Below are 17,441 nucleotides of genomic sequence, written 5' to 3' on the forward strand. Positions count from 1 at the left end.
CGAAAACACCATCCATGCGCCTGACCAAAACCAACCTGCTGCGCGTTCTGCATTACCTGATCCCATTGGGTATATTGCTGAGCTGCATTTTCATGCGCTGGCAGGATGTGCCGTTTGTTGATCAGTTACGTCTGAATGTCTTTGATACCTATCAGCGTGTTTCGCCGCGCCCCTTTGAAGATGTCGGGGTGCGGATTATTGATATTGATGAACGCAGTCTTGAAGAAATGGGGCAATGGCCATGGCCGCGTACCCGATTGGCCGGCCTTGTTTATCGGTTACGCTCGTCCGGGGCACAGGTTGTCGGGTTTGACGTGGTTTTTGCCGAACCTGATCGCACATCACCCGCCCGGGTTGTCCAAGACTGGCCCAAGGGCCGCGAAATCGATGAAATCACCAAACTTGCCGAAACTCTGCCCGACCATGACAACCTGTTTGCCCAGTTCATTCGCGGCACAGGAAAGGTCGTCACCGCGGTTCAGCTGACCAACAAAACCGTTGATAGCCCGCCCCGTCAGGTGGGTAATTTCAGTGTATCCGGCGAAGCAGGTCGTAAGCTTTCCGATTTCATAGCGGTTTTGCCCGGCGCGGCGAAAAATCTTGAGGTTATCGAGAATGCCGCAAGTGGCAATGCGCTGGTCAATGTTTCACCTGAACAAGACGGGATTGTGCGGCGTGTCCCGTTGCTTGCCGCACTGGATCATCCCCTGCCAGTCATTGGCATGCCTGTTTATCCGACATTATCGTTAGAAATGCTGCGCGTTCTTCAGGATGCACCCCATACAATGAATGTCCGGATGTCCGGTGCCAGTGGCGACACACGCTGGACCCAGTCCGAAGGCATCGAGGCCATCCGGGTCGGGAAGATTACCATTCCAACCGATCACGCCGGAAACATGTGGGTGCATTTCAGCGGCCATCAAAAGGCACGCTATATCTCGGCTGCGGACGTGATGAATGACAGCCTTCCGCAGGGTAGCTTACGCGATACCTTTGTTTTGATTGGTACCAGTGCGGCAGGATTGCTGGATCTTCGATCCACACCGCTTGACCCTGTTCTGCCCGGCGTTGAAATCCATGCCGAAATGCTTGAACAAATGTTGCTGGAGCATTTCCTGACCCGGCCCTATTGGGCGGCGGAAACCGAAATGCTTGTCTTGCTGTTGCTTGGGTTGTTCTTTGTCATGAGCGTTCCCCGCTTGGGTGCGGTCTGGCCGGCACTGATCGGTGGCACACTTGCGTTTGGCGCATTCGGGTTTTCATGGTGGGCCTATGAAACCAGGCTCCTTCTAATTGATCCGGTTTATCCGTTGATCAGCTTGCTTGCAGTTTACCTTGCCACCAGTTCCATTGGCTTTATGCGCACCGAAGGCGAACGCCGTCAGGTCCGTACTGCGTTTGGCAACTACCTGTCCCCGGCCTTGGTCAATGAACTGTCCCGCCACCCCGAACGGCTTAAGCTCGGTGGGGAAACCCGTGACATGACGTTGATGTTTTGTGACGTGCGTGGATTTACCTCGATCTCCGAAGGGTTCAAATCCAATCCGCAAGGCCTGACGCGTCTGATCAATCGCCTTTTGACACCACTCAGCGACTGCATCCTTAATCGTGAAGGCACGATTGATAAATATATGGGTGACTGCATCATGGCGTTCTGGAATGCGCCACTTGATGTTGAAAACCACGCCCATCATGCCTGCGACAGTGCGCTTGCCATGCGAAACGCACTTGATGTTCTCAATACAGAACGGTTGGCAGAAGCCAAACAGGATGACGCGCCGTTCCTGCCGCTGAATGTCGGGGTTGGGATCAATTGCGGCGATTGTCTTGTCGGCAACATGGGATCGGATCAACGGTTTGATTATTCCGTCCTTGGCGATGCGGTCAATCTTGCGGCCCGACTGGAAGGCCAGTCAAAGAATTACGGTGTCGATATCGTTTTGGGCGAAGAAGTCGCCAAACGGGTTGAGCGTGATTTTGCCATTCTTGAGCTTGATCTGATTGCAGTAAAAGGCAAAAGCGAAGCTGTGCACATCTATGCCCTGCTGGGTGATCGCGCACTTTATGGTTCCGACGCATTCCAGAACTGCCAAACTCTGCACAAAGAAATGCTTGCGGCCTATCGCCAAAAGAACTGGGACGCGGCCATTGATCTAATTGCGCGATGCCGTGAAGCATCGCGCGGTGTCGGGGCACTGGTGGGCCTTTATGATATGTATCTTGGCCGTATCGACATTTTCAAACAAACACCACCACCCGCCGATTGGGATGGTGTCTTTGTTGCGACATCCAAATAGCGTCTCTTGCCAAAAGAGTGAAATCGCAACACTCTGCAACGACACACATCACGATGAATACCTCCTGCACGATGCCAATACAGCCGCCCAAATGCCCCACAGCGATAATGAGGCCCCGATGAACTTTTCATCCGACAATGTTACGCCAATCTGTCCGGAGATCCTGAACGCGATTGCGGCTGAAAGTGATCACGCAGCCCTTCCTTATGGCGCGGATGACAAAAGCCAACAGCTTGATGCTGCCTTTTCCGAACTGTTTGGTACCGATGTTTGCGTTGTTCCTGTCGCCACCGGAACGGCGGCCAATCTGATCGGGCTATCGGGGCTGGTTTCCCCCTTTGGCGGGGTTGTTTGCCACCATCGCGCCCATATCAACATGACGGAATCAACCGGTGTGGCGTTTTATGGCGGGGGTGCAAAGCTTCTTGGTATTGATGGGCCATCCGCGAAAATAGAGGCCGATACTCTGGATTCTTTTCTTCGCACACATAGCCCCAATGGCATGCATTCGGTTGACCCGGAATGCGTTGCGATCACCCAAACCACCGAATTTGGTACCGTCTATAACGTTGATGAAGTACAGGACATTGGCAAAACCTGCCATAAGCATGGCATGCGCCTGTTTATGGACGGGGCACGCTTTGCCAATGCGGTGGCGACACTTGATTGCCATCCTGCCGACATCACGTGGAAAGCAGGTGTTGATGTTTTAAGTTTCGGGGCGACCAAAAACGGTGCGCTGGCGGTCGATGCCATTGTTCTGTTTGATCGCGAATTGCGCCGTCATACCGAAAAAAGCCGTAAGCGCGGCGGGCACCTGTTCTCCAAGCACCGTTATCTTGCCGCCCAACTTCTGGCCTACCTTAACGATGATCTGTGGTTGCGTAATGCGCGGCACGCCAATGAGGCCGCCATTGCGTTACAGCATGCTCTTGAAAGCATTGGGGCGAAGGCCGCCTTTACGCCACAAGGCAATGAGCTTTTCATTCATATGAAGGACGAACTTGACCAAAGCCTGCGCGACGCCGGTATTGTGTTTCGTCCTTGGGCGTCTATCGGGCCGGATGCCTATCGGTTTGTCTGCGCGTGGAACAGCCCGATTGATTTGATCCGTGATATCCCGAAATCCATCAATTCCTGAAATCACCGGCGAATGCCTTTTGCCTTGATCAAGGATTGCGTGTGATAACGTCCCTTATCATACCAAAACGCGATAGCATTTTGTTCAAATGCTGTGCGCCACCAAATTATTTGCGAGATAGATGATGAATTTTGCCTCTGACAATGTATCGCCCTTTTGCCCGGAAGTTCTTGAAGCGTTAAGCCGTGAAGCTGCCAGTAATGCGCCTGCCTATGGCAGTGACGATGTCAGCCAAAAGCTTGACGCTGCCTTTTCCGAACTGTTTGATACGAAGGTTGCGGTTATTCCGGTTGCCACCGGCACAGCGGCAAATTGCATCAGTCTTTCCGCCCTTGTATCGCCCTATGGCGGCGTGATCTGCCATCACGAAGCCCATATCAACGAAGATGAAAGTACCGGCGTTGCCTTCTTTACCGGCGGGGCAAAATTGCTGCCGATGGATGGCCCGACGGCAAAGCTTGAAGCCGACGCGCTTAATGCCTTCGTTACCAGTCAGGTCGACCGCGGTGTCCATTCCGTCGCCCCGGAATGTGTTGCCATCACGCAGGCAACCGAACTTGGCACGGTCTATACCCCGGCTGAAGTCAACGCGATCGCAAGCATTTGCAAAAGCCGTGATATGCGCCTTTTCATGGATGGTGCCCGCTTTGCCAATGCCGTTGCCCATCTGGGCTGCAGCCCGGCGGATATCACATGGAAAGCAGGTGTTGATGCCCTCAGTTTTGGCGCGACCAAGAACGGTGCCATGGCGGTAGATGCGATTGTGTTGTTTGACACCAGTTTGAAATCCCGGATCGAGCAGGCCCGCAAACGCAGCGGTCATTTGCATTCCAAACACCGCTATCTTGCAACCCAGTTGCTGGCCTATGTTGAAAATGACGTGTGGCTTAAAAATGCCGGCCATGCCAATCAGGCGGCAACCGCCCTTGGCGAGGTTCTATGCCAGCATGGTGCCACCCTTGCGCACCCGTCTGACGGCAATGAATTGTTTGTAAAACTGACTTCTGATCTGGCAGGACAATTGCGCGATGCCGGTGTGATGTTCCATGCATGGCCGTCACTTGGTGCGGATATCTATCGGTTCGTTGCTGCATGGAACACGGATATCGGGCAAATCACGCAGCTTAATTCTACTCTGGGGTAGCATCTGGCGCGCTCAGCCATGCGCGAATCAAACGAATCATTAAAATTCAAAGGGATATGAATCGTTTCAAAGCACATAAATAAGACGTGATATTCGCTTTCGCGGCCTGAGCCCCGAAAAAAATGCACAGCTCCTATACGCAAATGTGGGTGTGATTTTCATAAAAATAACAAACACTTGACATAAATTCATCATTCAAGCGATCAGGGTCACCTACGTAGAACCACGCAGCAAGCGTTGACGATACCTAGAAACCCTGATTATTTTCCCTCGTCGATTGCCAACATATTTATTTGTTGGATCGGGTAAACCCCGTCCGCACAAAGATGACGTTGTCAAACATGACCTGTTCAAGATCATGTAGGCAGCATCGGTTTGTTCGGACCAGCCTTGAGGGAGGCATTTAATGAAAGCGAATTTCGTCAAGGTGGCGATTGGTGCAGGTCTGCTTGCAGCCACAGCACTTGCTGCTCCGACCGCCGCTTCGGCAAAAACCATGGTATATTGCTCGGAAGGTAGCCCGGAAGGGTTCAACCCGTCTCTTTATACCTCAGGCACCACCTTTGACGCTTCTTCGCGTCAGGTCTTTAACCGCCTGGTACAGTTCAAGCGCGGCACCACCACCATCGTTCCGGGTCTTGCGACCAGTTGGGACGTTTCGGCGGATGGTCAGGAATATACTTTCAATCTGCGCGAAGGCGTAAAGTTCCACACCACCAGTGACTTCACCCCGACCCGTGATTTCAATGCTGATGACGTGATCTACACCTTCATGCGTCAGTTTGATAAAAACCACCCGTATCACGGCGTTTCAGGCGGCTCGTACGAGTACTTCAACGCGATGTCCATGCCAGATCTGGTCAAAGACATTGTCAAAGTTGACGATTACACCGTTAAATTCGTTCTGAACCGTCCGGAAGCACCGTTCATCGCCAACATGGCAATGGATTTTGCATCTGTTCTGTCGGCTGAATATGCTGACAAGATGATGGAAGCCGGAACCCCGGAAACGGTTGACCTTAACCCGGTCGGCACCGGTCCGTTCCAGTTGGTTCAGTATCAAAAAGATGCGGTTATCCGTTACAAAGCATTCCCGGAATATTGGGAAGGCAAAGCCGCAATCGACAACCTGATCTTTGCCATTACGCCTGACAGCACTGTTCGTTATCAGAAGCTGAAAGCCGGCGAATGCCATGTCATGCCATATCCAAACCCGGCTGATCTGACCGCAATGGATGCAGACGCAGACATCAACCTGCTGAGCCAGGAAGGTTTGAACGTTGGTTATCTGGGCTATAACACCCAGAAAGAACCGTTCACCAATCCAAAAGTCCGTAAAGCACTGAACATGGCGATCAACAAAGACGCCATCATCGAAGGTGTTTATCAGGGTGCCGGTTCGGCTGCGAAAAACCCGATCCCGCCAACGATCTGGTCGTACAACAACGACACCGTTGATGACAAATACGATCCGGAAGCCGCCAAAGCCATGCTCGCAGAAGCAGGTTTCCCGGAAGGCTTCACCACCGATATCTGGGCCATGCCGGTTCAGCGTCCTTACAACCCGAACGCACGCCGTATGGCTGAACTGGTTCAGGCTGACTGGGCGAAAATCGGTGTAAATGCCGAAATCGTATCCTACGAGTGGGGCGAATACCTTGAGCGCACCAAAAAAGGTGAACAGGGTACCTTCATGCTCGGTTGGACCGGTGATAACGGCGACCCCGATAACTTCCTGGCCGTTCTGCTTGGCTGTGATGCCGTTGGCGGTTCCAACCGTGCACAGTGGTGCAACGAGGAATTCGATAACCTGATTCAGCAGGCAAAAACGACTGCGGACGTTCTTGAGCGTACCCGTCTGTACGAAGAAGCACAGGTTGTCTTCAAACGTGAAGCACCATGGGCAACCATCGCACACTCGATCGTTTTCGAACCGATCCGCAACGAAGTTGTCGACTACAAGATTGATCCGTTTGGTGGTCACATCTTCTACGGCGTCGACATCAAAGAATAAGTCGATTTAAAACCTTGTCGAAGAGGCCCGGTCTTCCGGGCCTCTTTGCAATTCCGCAAAATAGAGAGAGACACCCACCCGTTTCCTACCAACGCGTGGATGCAATAAAGGCCCTATGGCATGCTAGGATTCCTGTTTCGCCGTTTGGGGGACATCATCCCGACCTTCTTCGGTGTCACCCTTCTGGTATTCTTCCTGATCCGTCTCATTCCCGGCGATCCAATTTTGATGTTGGCTGGTGAACGTGGTGTTGATCCGGCACGATACGCAGAACTTCAGGCACAATACGGTTTCGACCAACCGATCATCGTCCAGTATTTTGATTACCTGATGGGTGTTTTCCAAGGTGATCTGGGCAAATCGTTTGTTACCAAGAAACCCGTCCTTGATGAATTCCTCACACTGTTCCCGGCAACAGTTGAACTCAGCATTATGGGGATTTTGTTTGCTGTCGGCATTGGTGTGCCACTTGGCGTGCTTGCTGCGATTAAACGTGGCACATGGATTGACCACCTGACGATGTCGATTTCCCTCACCGGATATTCGATGCCGATTTTCTGGTGGGCACTTCTTCTGATTATGTTTTTCTCGACCTCATTGGGCTGGACGCCGGTTTCCGGGCGGCTATCGGTGTTCTACTTCATCGAGCCAACGACAGGCTTCATGTTGATTGACACGCTGATAAGTGGTGAAAAGGGTGCCTTTACCAGTGCCTTAAGGCACCTGATTTTGCCTACCATCGCATTGGGGACCATTCCCATGGCCGTGATTGCGCGTATGACGCGCTCCTCCATGCTTGAAGTCCTTGGCGAAGAATATATTCGTGTTGCCCGTGCCAAAGGTCTAGCTCCGCTTCGGGTTATCATGGTCCATGCGCTGCGCAACGCCCTTATCCCTGTGATTACGGTTATCGGTCTTCAGGTCGGCGTGCTGTTGGCCGGTGCAATCCTGACCGAAACGATTTTCTCTTGGCCGGGTATCGGCAAGTGGATCGTCGAAGCCATGAACCGTCGTGATTATCCGACCATTCAGGGTGGCATTCTGATGATTGCCTTCCTTGTGATGAGTGTGAACCTGATTGTCGACGTTCTGTACGGGATTATTAATCCGCGTATCCGGCACAAGCGTTAAGGGAGCTGCATGAGATGAGTGAGAATACAACACCCTCCGCAGCAACGGCCAACACTGTAGTGCAAGCTGCTGTTGAACCAATGGGCGCTCCGCCCAGCCCGCTGCGTGAGACCTGGGACTATTTCAAAAAGAACCGTGGTGCTTTGGCCGGTTTGATCGTGATTGCGATCATTCTGTTCCTGGCAATCACCGCACAGTGGATCGCGCCATATGATCCGATTTTGCAGGATCGCAGTGCGTTCCTGAAACCACCGATCTGGATGGAAGGCGCTGACCCGCGTTACATTCTGGGTACGGATGCCGTTGGCCGCGATATTTTGTCGCGCCTGATCCATGGTGCTCAATTGTCGGTTTCGATCGGGGTCTTTGTCGTGATCCTGTCAATGGTTGCCGGGATCATTCTTGGCATGGTTGCCGGATATTTCCGCGGCTGGATCGAAGTCGGCATCATGCGCCTGATGGACATCATGCTGGCCCTGCCAAGCCTGATCATGGCCATGGCCATTGTCGCCATTCTTGGCCCGGGACTTGAAAACGCCATGCTGGCAATCGCGATTGTGCAATTACCGCACTATGTCCGACTGTCACGTGCATCGGTGGTGTCTGAGCTGAACAAGGAATATGTCATCGCATCGCAAATTGCCGGTGCCGGTCACATGCGCCAGATGTTCGTCAACATCCTGCCCAATTGCATGGCACCGTTGATCGTTCAGGGCACCCTTGGCATTTCAAGCGCCATCCTTGACGCTGCTGCCCTTGGCTTCCTTGGCCTTGGCGCGCAACCGCCGCTGCCGGAATGGGGTACCATGCTGGCCGAAGCCCGTGAATTTGTGGGTTCGGCTTGGTGGGTGATCACGTTCCCCGGCCTTAGCATCCTTGTCACCGTGCTTGCCTTCAACCTGATGGGTGATGGTCTGCGTGATGCCCTTGATCCCAAGATGAAACGGTAAGTCATGGCTCTTCTCGAAGTAAAAAACCTGACAGTCGAGTTCGGCTCTGAAGATAAGCCGTTTCGTGCTGTTGATTCCGTAAGCTATTCGGTTGATCGCGGCGAAGTCCTTGGCATCGTCGGTGAATCGGGTTCGGGTAAATCGGTCTCGTCACTCGCGGTTATGGGGCTGATTGATTTTCCCGGTCGTGTCACAGCAGATAGCCTGACCTTTGATGGTCAGGATCTTCTGGGCATGTCGGCGAAAAAACGCCGCCAGATCACGGGCAAAGACATCGCCATGATCTTTCAGGATCCGATGTCGGCCCTTAATCCGTGCTTTACTGTCGAAGCCCAGATCATGGAGGCCCTTAAGGTCCATGAGGGTGGTACGAAAAAGCAACGCCGTGAACGCACACTCGATCTTTTGAATCAGGTTGGTATTCCTGATCCAAAATCGCGCATGACCGCCTATCCGCATCAGCTTTCAGGCGGCATGAGCCAGCGTATCGTCATTGCCATGGCGATTGCCTGTCAGCCGCGCCTTCTGATCGCGGATGAGCCGACCACGGCCCTTGATGTGACCATTCAGGCCCAGATCATTGATCTTCTGCTGAAACTGCAGGAAGACAGCGATATGGGGCTTTTGCTGATCACGCATGATCTGGCACTGGTGTCCGAGGCCGCAAACCGCATTCAGGTCATGTATGCCGGTCAACTGTTTGAAAGCGGTCCGGCCGATAGCATATTTGCTGCCCCACGCCATCCGTACACGCAGGCACTGCTTGAAGCGCTTCCTGAACGGTCAGAAGGCCATGATCGCCTGCGCACCATCCCCGGTGTGGTTCCGGGCCAGTATGACCGCCCGGCGGGCTGTCTTCTGGCACCGCGCTGCCGCTATGCCGATGACAACTGCATTAAAAACCGCCCGGACGTCACTGATTTCAACGGACGCAATGTGCGCTGCTTCTATCCGCTAAATGACCAAGGCCTGCCGACGGGTCAAATCGACGGCCAATCAACCGGGGGGACGGTATAATGAGCTTTTTAGATACCAAACCCGGTATTCCGCTTTTGGAATCCGATGATCTTGTGCGTCACTACGATGTAAATCGCGGTTTTGGCAAACCTGATGCCACGGTCAAGGCGCTTGATGGCGTGTCCTTCACGCTTGAAGCACAAAAGACCCTGGCTGTTGTCGGTGAGTCCGGTTGCGGTAAATCGACCCTTGGCCGTCAGTTGACCCTGATTGAAAAGCCAAGTGCCGGTGGCCTTAAGATCAATGGCGATGCGGTTGGCAATCTGAGCGACAAGGAAGCCAAACAGTTCCGCCGCACGGTTCAGATGATTTTCCAGAACCCTTATGGATCACTGAACCCGCGCAAAAAAGTCGGGCAGATTCTGGCCGAGCCGGTTTTGCTCAACATGGACCAACTGGGTCGCAAGGAACGCGAAGAACGTGTGCGCGACACCATGGCCAAGGTTGGCCTGCGTCCGGAATTCTATCAGCGCTATCCCCATATGTTTTCGGGTGGTCAGCGTCAGCGTATTGCAATAGCCCGCGCACTGATCCTGGAGCCCAAAGTCATCGTTGCTGATGAACCGGTTTCGGCCCTTGACGTGTCGGTTCAGGCACAGGTTCTGAACTTGATGATGGACCTGCAAGAAGAGATGAATGTCGCTTATGTTTTCATCTCTCATGATCTTTCTGTCGTCAGACATATTGCAGATGACGTCATGGTGATGTATTTGGGGCGCGTCGCGGAAAAAGGACCGACCGACGAAATATTCGCCAAGCCGTTGCACCCCTATACGCGGGCGCTTCTGGCATCGGCACCAAAGATCGATCCGACACAACGTGTAAAGGCAGAACCGCTTACCGGCGAACTGCCGTCACCGATCAACCCGCCATCGGGCTGTGCGTTCCATAAACGCTGCCCGTTTGCGACCGAGGAATGCGCACAAGTTCGCCCTGAACTGCGCAATTTCGAAGGCCGCGAAGTGGCGTGTCATCGGGTCGAAGAAATCGCCTGAGAACGGGCGATCACCTGGATATCCAGGTAGACAAGGGAGCAAGGGGGCGCGCTGTAACAGGCTGCGCCCCTGCGCATTTTCAGATATTACCGATTGAAAATCAGGCCGTGGTGCGTGTCCGGTCGGTAAAGGCCAGCAACACGCCTGCTGCAACCAAAAGCGTTCCAGAAACACGGTTAAGCATCCGCATATGGCGCGCTGACTTAATAAGCCCTTTGACCTGCCCACCCAACAATCCATAAATCAGCAAGATACTGCTTTCCATCGCAAGGAAGGTGACACCCATCACGCTAAATTGCGGGCCATAGGCCACCGCCGGATCAAGGAATTGCGGGAAAAAGGCGGTAAAGATCAAAATGGCCTTGGGATTGCCAATCGCTGTTAAGAACTCTGTCCGCGCAAGGGTAAAGGCGCCGGGATAAACCATCAGGGCGGTTTGCCCGGTTGCCGCGTCAACGTCATTTACTTTGGCAAACCAGCTTTTGATGCCCAGCCAAACCAGATAAACCGCACCAACCCATTTAATGATCAGAAACGCCGTTTCACTGGCGGCCAAAACCACACCAAGACCGGTTGCGGTAATCGCAATCATAATGGCAAAGGCAACAATCCGGCCAATGCCGCCAACAGCCGCAGACAACACGCCGTATCGCGCACCATTAAACATCGCCAGAAGGTTATTGGGACCGGGCACCATCGTCAAAGCGAAAGCCGCCCCGGCAAAAAAGAGCCAGGTATCAAACTGCATGGGGCTATTCCTGTATATCGGGATCGACAAAGCCGCCTAGGCGTCGAACCCAAATTGGTGACAGTATGATTTCGCCTGAAAATCAGTCGCGCGTCAATGCGGCAATCATGTCTGATGCCGCAGGCCATTTCGAACCAAGTGCCGCCCGCTTGCCCATCGAGAAATCGGCAAAGTCAAAACCGGGAGCCACGGTGCAGCCGAGCAAAGCAAACTTCCCGCCCGGTTTAAGGCGCGCCCCCTGCCAGACATTTTTCGGTACGACCATTTGCGGTATCTGCCCGGCCAAAAGATCTGATCCGATTTCAACCAGCTTATGCGTTCCATCGTCAAACAGTTGAAGCTGTTCGACTGCATCACCAAGATAGTGATGGAAAATCTCGTCACTGGTCAGGATATGCATGCCCGAAAAGGTATCAGGTGTCAGAAGATAATAGATCGCCGTTCCCGTACTGCGTACTCCAAGATACCGGTTGCCCGGATTGCAGGTTTCAAACGAACGGAAAGTCTCGGCGTAATAGCCGCCCTCAGGATGGGGCTGCAGGCCAAGCTTTGCGATCAGGTCGTCAATGGTGATGGTATTTTCTGACATGACAGGCTTCCTTTGACCAACGGCGACAACATCACGCCATCATGACGAAAAAAGGGGAAAGGCGCAAACCTTCCCCCCGGATAATTTCGCAATAACAGACATGCAACCACGCGGCAGACTAGTGTGCACTGTGATCCATTTTGCCATGGTCTTCATCACCATGGTTCATGTTGCCATGATCCATCGCATCCATGCCCGCCGGGCCTTTGGCCAGTGGGCCCATGACTTTGATCATGACCGGAACATCACCCGCCTTTTCAAATTCCAGCGTGACTTTGATCATCTCGCCTTCTTCCAGCGGCTTTTTAAGGCCCATCAGCATCACGTGATAGCTGCCCGGTTTGAACTGGACTTCACCATGCATCGGGACATCAATGCCGCCTTCGACCTGACGCATCTTCATGACGTTATTGGCCATGATATGGGTGTGAAGTTCGGTTTTTTCCGCCACGTCACTACGCACATTCACAATGCGGTCTTCGCCACCATGATTGATCACGGTTAGGAAACCCGCACCATTGCGCACCTGACCAAGCGATGCTTTGGTCCAGGCATCCTTGATTTCGATATCTGCGGCAAAGGCATGACCCGCAACAAACAGCGACGCCAAAGTCGCAACTACAGCCAACAATTTTTTCATGTGTTTCGTCCGTCTTTTGGGCCACCAGCAGGCATGCCCGATTTCATCTATGGATTTGGGTTGGTTTTGAAATCAGACGGAAAGTGGCGGGGCGCGCGAATGGCGAATACGCGGAATGTCATGACCAGACGCCCCACCAACCGCGTGGACATAATCGACATGATGGGACACGGATACCGGCGCGACATACAGCACATCGATATCGACTACCGCCCCATGATGGGTCGCACACAGCGAACAGAAACCATGTCCCGCCGATTGGGCGGGTGTATCGGGAACGTCATCAGCACCGCTCAGCGATACGGCCTTAATACCCGTACCGGTACAGATCAGGATAACGTTGCTGCCCGGGGCCGCGGCGGCACCGGAAATGCCGTCAAACTGCCCGTTTAGCAGGGCCGGGACAAAGCCCGATTGGGTGATACCGGCAAGCAGGATGACAACCGCCATAGCCCATGTTTGAACAACACGGGCAACAGAAAAGCCGAAACGGCGATATGGGCGTTTGGTTGTGTCCATAAGCGTGATATGCCCGATTTGAGGCTTCGCTGCAATGACATTGATCATTGCATCACCTTTAGAATAACCTTCCTATTCTGATACTTGATCGTCAAAATTGGAGCTACCTTATGCATAATGGTGCAACGACCAGCTCAGTGAAACTGCCCCACCCCGCCCTGCCGGATGCTGACTGGGTCGACAGTTTTACGATCACTTCGCCCCAAACCGGGATCACCCCCGACATCGCCGCACGCAAGATCATGGAATCGCGCCCCGGATGGGTTGTGCGATTGATGCAGTTTCGCGATATGGTCGTGCGACCGTTTGGGTTAAAATCGGGGGTCCCCGACCCACAAAATGCCGATGTTATCGGAATTTTCCCGGTAATTGCACGGGCCAAGAATTCGATCACTCTGGGCTTGGATGACCGGCATATTGATTTCCGCCTGATCATTGAGATCGAAGAAACCGCAAACAATCAGACCAAAATTCAGGCCATCACGGCGGTTAAACGCCACAATATGTTTGGTCGCGCCTATCTTGCGACGATCACACCGTTCCATAATCGTATTGTGCCCGCGATGTTAAACGCGGCCTATCGTACATAGCCCAGTGCAAAAGGCCGGACTAAACAGCCCGGCCTTGGATTTCTCCGGTTCAGGAATGAATGCGCTTAGATCATATCGCGCGCATTGACCAGTTCATCGAATTTGTCACCATCAAGGAAGCCAAGGGCGATGGTGGCTTCTTTCAGGCTGGAGCGATCCTTATGCGCCTTTTTGGCAACGGCCGCGGCATTGTCATAGCCGATATGGGGTGCCAAGGCGGTTACCAACATCAGGCTTTGTTCGACATAGTAATCAATCTTGTCCTGATCGGCTTCAAGACCGGCAACACAATTATCAGCAAAGCTCACCGATGCATCGGCAATCAGGCGGATCGATTGCAACAGGTTATAAATAATCACCGGCTTGAACACGTTCAGATCAAGGTGACCGTTCGCCCCGCCCACCGTCACAGCAACATGATTACCCATCACCTGCGCACAGACCATGGTAAGGGCCTCAGCCTGTGTCGGGTTTACTTTGCCCGGCATAATCGATGATCCCGGCTCGTTCGCGGGCAGGATCAGTTCGCCCAAGCCACAGCGCGGGCCAGATCCCAGCAAACGAATATCGTTGCCAATTTTCATCAACGATGTCGCCAGAACATTCATCACGCCAGACATTTCAACACAGGCATCATGGGCAGCAAGTGCTTCGAATTTGTTTTCGGCGGTTTGGAATGAAAGCCCGGTGATGGCAGACACCTGTTTGGCAAATTCGACATCAAAGCCCTTTGGCGCGTTTAGCCCGGTGCCAAGGGCCGTGCCGCCCTGCGCCAGCTTGCAAAGGCGCTTCATCGCATCATCAATGCGATCCAAACCCAAGGCGATTTGTGCGGCATAGCCGGAAAATTCCTGGCCCAATGTCAAAGGCACAGCATCCTGCATATGGGTACGGCCGATTTTGACAATGTCGGCAAATGCCGCAACCTTTGCATCAAGGGTTGCACGCAAATGCGCCAATGCCGGTTTCAGCTTTTCTTCAATCTCGACCACGGCCGCAATATGCATGGCTGCCGGAAAACTGTCGTTGGAGGATTGCCCACGGTTGACGTGATCGTTGGGATGAACCGGATCGCGCATGCCCATCGGCTTACCCATGATTTCACAGGCCCGGTTGGCGATCACTTCGTTGGTATTCATGTTGGTCTGCGTACCGGACCCGGTCTGCCAGACAACCAGCGGGAAATGATCCAGCAATTTGCCTTCGGCAACCTCGGTTGCCGCGGCCTCAATCGCCTTGGCCAATTCCGGATCAAGATTGCCAAGTGCCGCATTGGCCCGCGCCGCGGCAAGCTTCTGCACCCCGAATGCCTTGATCAGTGCATCGGGCATACGTTCACCACCGATGCGGAAATTTTGTCTGGAACGTTGGGTTTGCGCCCCCCAATACCGGTCTGCAGGCACCTCGATTGCGCCCATGGTGTCGTGTTCGGTACGGGTGGTCACTTGATTGGTCACGATAGAAGTCCTCCGTGTCAGAATTCAGACTGACCGGGGCGGGAAACCCGGTGCGACAGTCGTGATCCGGACTGCCGATCAGGAATATGGTTCGGAACCAACCGGAAGGCAAATGCAATTGGTTTGGAAAAGTTTGAACCGATATCAGGCCGTCTTGGCGATGGGATCCTGCCACGCCAGAAGTTTAATCCCTGCCCGTTCAAGCTGTGATGCGATTTCTGGTACAGGCAAACGGTCGGTGACAATCCCGCTCAGGGATTCAAGTGGTGCAACATTTTCCAGATAACGCTGATCAAATTTGGTGTGATCGACCATCAGCCAGATTTCATCGGATCGTTCCATCATCGCACGTTTGACCGCCACCGCCCGACGGTTCACATCGCTAAACCCCTGTCGCGAAACACCAGATGCCCCGATAAAGGCAATGTTAGCATGAAAGCGACGAAGATATTCGACTGTCTCACTGCCATAAACCGCATTTTCACGTCGATCAAACTGCCCCGGACACATCAAGACATCATCATGATCTGGAAGATCGCCCATCCCGTGAACTACCCCATAACAGTTGGTCAGAAATGTCCGCGGTAACGTTCCGCGCCGTGCGGCCAAGAACGGTGCAATCTGTGCGACGGTTGATCCGGCATCAATCATCACAACATCGCCCGCCCGCACCATGTCGGCAGCCAACATGCCAATTCGTTCAAACCCGGCAACAGCAGTTGATTGCCGTTCCGCCAAATCGGGTTGGTGTCCCATCGGGCGCGCTGCTGCCCCGCCAAACTCCCGTTTGATCAGGCCCTCACTGCTCAGCGCGTCCAAGTCACGCCGGATGGTTTCAGTTGCCACATCGAATCGTTCGGCCAATGTGGTAACTCTCACATGCGGATGAACCTGCAATTCCTGTAAGATACGCTGTTGACGTTCTTTTTTTTCCAAACCGCAAATCCAATTCCCCCTGAATATTGGCAGCATTCCCAACAATACCGGCATCGTATCAATATGCGCTGAAATCTTTTGTTACAGTTTTATGTTGATTTTCCAACTTTTGCGAACCAATAATGTTGGTTAAAGCAACAATAAGAACAACAAACCCACACTAAAAATGGCGAAAAGCCAGCACTCACAGGGAAGAAAAGGTTCAAGTACCGTGTTTTCACATCCGAAAAAAACCGACAGTTTAAAGATCACCACCCTCCTTGCCGCGATTGGCATGTTGGGCATGACATCCAGCCCGGCGGCAGCAGCAGATGACTGCATCGCACGCGGCGATCTGGATCAGCTTTATTGTGACATGGATGGCGATCTGGTTGCCGATGCACCGGCAGCAGACCAGCTCGTTGATCCTGACACCCTTGTATTTGCATATACCCCGGTCGAAGACCCGGCTGTTTATGCCGATATCTGGAAACCGTTTCTCGAACATCTTGAAGAAGTAACTGGCAAAGACGTTCACTTCTTTGCTGTTCAGTCGAATTCGGCAGAAGTCGAAGCCATGCGTTCAGGCCGTCTGCATGTTGCCGGTTTCTCGACCGGTCCGACACCGTTTGCTGTTAACCTTGCCGGTGCCGTTCCGTTTGCCCTGATGGGTGCAGATGACGGACGCTTTGGCTATACGCTTCAGCTGTATACCCGCACCGACAGCGGCATCAACACGGTTGCGGATCTGAAAGGCAAACGCGTTGCACACACTTCCCCGACGTCAAATTCGGGTAACCTTGCACCGCGCGCCCTTCTTCCGGGTCAGGGCATTGTTCCTGAACAGGATTATGAAGTTGTCTATTCCGGATCCCACGACCAGTCGATCCTTGGCGTTGTAGCCGGTGACTATGACGCTGCCCCGGTTGCCTCCGAAGTTGTCGAACGCATGGCCCAGCGTGACCTTTATGATCCGAAAGATGTAAAGATCATTTATGAAAGCAATCGCTTCCCGACAACGTCGTTCAACTATGCCCACAATCTGAAGCCCGAACTGGTCGAAAAGATCAAGGAAGCCTTCTTTACCTTCGACATGACGGGCACTGCCCTTGGCACAGAGTTCAAAGGTGTCTCGAAATTCGTGCCGATCACCTATCAGAATGACTGGGCGGTTATCCGCGAAATTCAGGCCGCCAACGGTGTCAAATACACCCCGGACAACCTGAAGTAATCTGCATTTTCCATTCGACTTGAATACCGCAGGGCCTTGATCATTCAAGGCCCTGCGCATTCC

At 53.2% G+C, this 17,441-nt stretch carries 16 protein-coding genes; 10 read left to right on the forward strand and 6 right to left on the reverse strand.

The features are described from left to right. Nucleotides 1-14: 14 nt before the first annotated feature. The 8 genes from ACQ0MK_RS13005 (at nucleotide 15) to ACQ0MK_RS13040 (ending at nucleotide 10,689) form a co-directional block, all read left to right on the forward strand. Nucleotides 15-2,297 (forward strand): CHASE2 domain-containing protein, encoded by a 2,283-nt coding sequence (locus tag ACQ0MK_RS13005; RefSeq protein WP_430472973.1) that lies wholly within the window; start codon nucleotides 15-17, stop codon nucleotides 2,295-2,297. Between the two features lie 118 nt (nucleotides 2,298-2,415). Next, on the forward strand, nucleotides 2,416-3,438 hold the full coding sequence (locus ACQ0MK_RS13010; RefSeq protein ID WP_430472974.1) for a threonine aldolase family protein: 1,023 nt from the start codon (nucleotides 2,416-2,418) through the stop codon (nucleotides 3,436-3,438). A 121-nt stretch (nucleotides 3,439-3,559) separates the two neighbouring features. Beyond that, entirely contained in the window at nucleotides 3,560-4,582 is a 1,023-nt protein-coding gene (locus ACQ0MK_RS13015) for a threonine aldolase family protein (RefSeq protein ID WP_430472975.1), read from the forward strand. A 406-nt stretch (nucleotides 4,583-4,988) separates the two neighbouring features. Beyond that, complete coding sequence (locus tag ACQ0MK_RS13020) at nucleotides 4,989-6,596, forward strand: ABC transporter substrate-binding protein (RefSeq protein WP_350042459.1); 1,608 nt, start codon at nucleotides 4,989-4,991, stop codon at nucleotides 6,594-6,596. Between the two features lie 120 nt (nucleotides 6,597-6,716). After that, the gene (locus ACQ0MK_RS13025) at nucleotides 6,717-7,727 is read left to right on the forward strand and encodes an ABC transporter permease subunit (protein WP_430472976.1); all 1,011 of its coding nucleotides are present in this window, start codon (nucleotides 6,717-6,719) and stop codon (nucleotides 7,725-7,727) included. 14 nt (nucleotides 7,728-7,741) lie between these two features. Next, a complete protein-coding gene (locus tag ACQ0MK_RS13030; RefSeq protein ID WP_430472977.1) occupies nucleotides 7,742-8,677 on the forward strand; it encodes an ABC transporter permease subunit in 936 nt (311 codons plus the stop codon). Nucleotides 8,678-8,680: 3 nt separating this feature from the next. Further along, complete coding sequence (gene dppD, locus ACQ0MK_RS13035) at nucleotides 8,681-9,694, forward strand: dipeptide ABC transporter ATP-binding protein (protein WP_430472978.1); 1,014 nt, start codon at nucleotides 8,681-8,683, stop codon at nucleotides 9,692-9,694. Next, nucleotides 9,694-10,689 (forward strand): peptide ABC transporter ATP-binding protein, encoded by a 996-nt coding sequence (locus ACQ0MK_RS13040; RefSeq protein WP_430472979.1) that lies wholly within the window; start codon nucleotides 9,694-9,696, stop codon nucleotides 10,687-10,689. Before dppD ends, ACQ0MK_RS13040 begins: the two co-directional genes overlap by 1 nt. Before the next feature lie 100 nt (nucleotides 10,690-10,789). Here ACQ0MK_RS13040 and ACQ0MK_RS13045 read toward each other — a convergent pair whose 3' ends face one another. The 4 genes from ACQ0MK_RS13045 to ACQ0MK_RS13060 all read right to left on the reverse strand — a co-directional run bounded on the left by ACQ0MK_RS13045 (nucleotide 10,790) and on the right by ACQ0MK_RS13060 (nucleotide 13,233). Further along, the gene (locus ACQ0MK_RS13045; protein WP_430472980.1) at nucleotides 10,790-11,437 is read right to left on the reverse strand and encodes a LysE family translocator; all 648 of its coding nucleotides are present in this window, start codon (nucleotides 11,435-11,437) and stop codon (nucleotides 10,790-10,792) included. 82 nt (nucleotides 11,438-11,519) lie between these two features. Continuing rightward, nucleotides 11,520-12,026, reverse strand: a complete 507-nt coding sequence (locus tag ACQ0MK_RS13050) for a cupin domain-containing protein (protein ID WP_430472981.1) — start codon at nucleotides 12,024-12,026, stop codon at nucleotides 11,520-11,522. Between the two features lie 118 nt (nucleotides 12,027-12,144). Further along, entirely contained in the window at nucleotides 12,145-12,666 is a 522-nt protein-coding gene (locus tag ACQ0MK_RS13055) for a copper chaperone PCu(A)C (RefSeq protein ID WP_430472982.1), read from the reverse strand. A gap of 72 nt (nucleotides 12,667-12,738) precedes the next feature. Next, nucleotides 12,739-13,233 (reverse strand): DUF2946 family protein, encoded by a 495-nt coding sequence (locus tag ACQ0MK_RS13060; RefSeq protein ID WP_430472983.1) that lies wholly within the window; start codon nucleotides 13,231-13,233, stop codon nucleotides 12,739-12,741. Nucleotides 13,234-13,295: 62 nt separating this feature from the next. Here ACQ0MK_RS13060 and ACQ0MK_RS13065 point away from each other — a divergent pair, with 62 nt between their 5' ends. Beyond that, on the forward strand, nucleotides 13,296-13,775 hold the full coding sequence (locus ACQ0MK_RS13065; protein ID WP_430472984.1) for a DUF2867 domain-containing protein: 480 nt from the start codon (nucleotides 13,296-13,298) through the stop codon (nucleotides 13,773-13,775). A 65-nt stretch (nucleotides 13,776-13,840) separates the two neighbouring features. Here the strand turns inward: ACQ0MK_RS13065 and fumC are convergent, their stop codons facing one another. Together fumC and ACQ0MK_RS13075 are read right to left on the reverse strand one after the other, a co-directional pair. Beyond that, nucleotides 13,841-15,232: a class II fumarate hydratase gene (gene fumC, locus ACQ0MK_RS13070; RefSeq protein WP_430472985.1), complete on the reverse strand. Its 1,392-nt coding sequence runs from the start codon at nucleotides 15,230-15,232 to the stop codon at nucleotides 13,841-13,843. A 144-nt stretch (nucleotides 15,233-15,376) separates the two neighbouring features. After that, nucleotides 15,377-16,168, reverse strand: a complete 792-nt coding sequence (locus ACQ0MK_RS13075) for a DeoR/GlpR family DNA-binding transcription regulator (RefSeq protein ID WP_430472986.1) — start codon at nucleotides 16,166-16,168, stop codon at nucleotides 15,377-15,379. A gap of 211 nt (nucleotides 16,169-16,379) precedes the next feature. Between ACQ0MK_RS13075 and phnD the strand changes: the two genes are divergently transcribed. Continuing rightward, entirely contained in the window at nucleotides 16,380-17,378 is a 999-nt protein-coding gene (gene phnD, locus ACQ0MK_RS13080) for a phosphate/phosphite/phosphonate ABC transporter substrate-binding protein (protein WP_430472987.1), read from the forward strand. The last annotated feature ends 63 nt before the right edge of the window (nucleotides 17,379-17,441 follow it).

Origin of the sequence: Thalassospira lucentensis, assembly GCF_050516545.1 — a bacterium.
Taxonomy (GTDB): domain Bacteria; phylum Pseudomonadota; class Alphaproteobacteria; order Rhodospirillales; family Thalassospiraceae; genus Thalassospira; species Thalassospira lucentensis_C.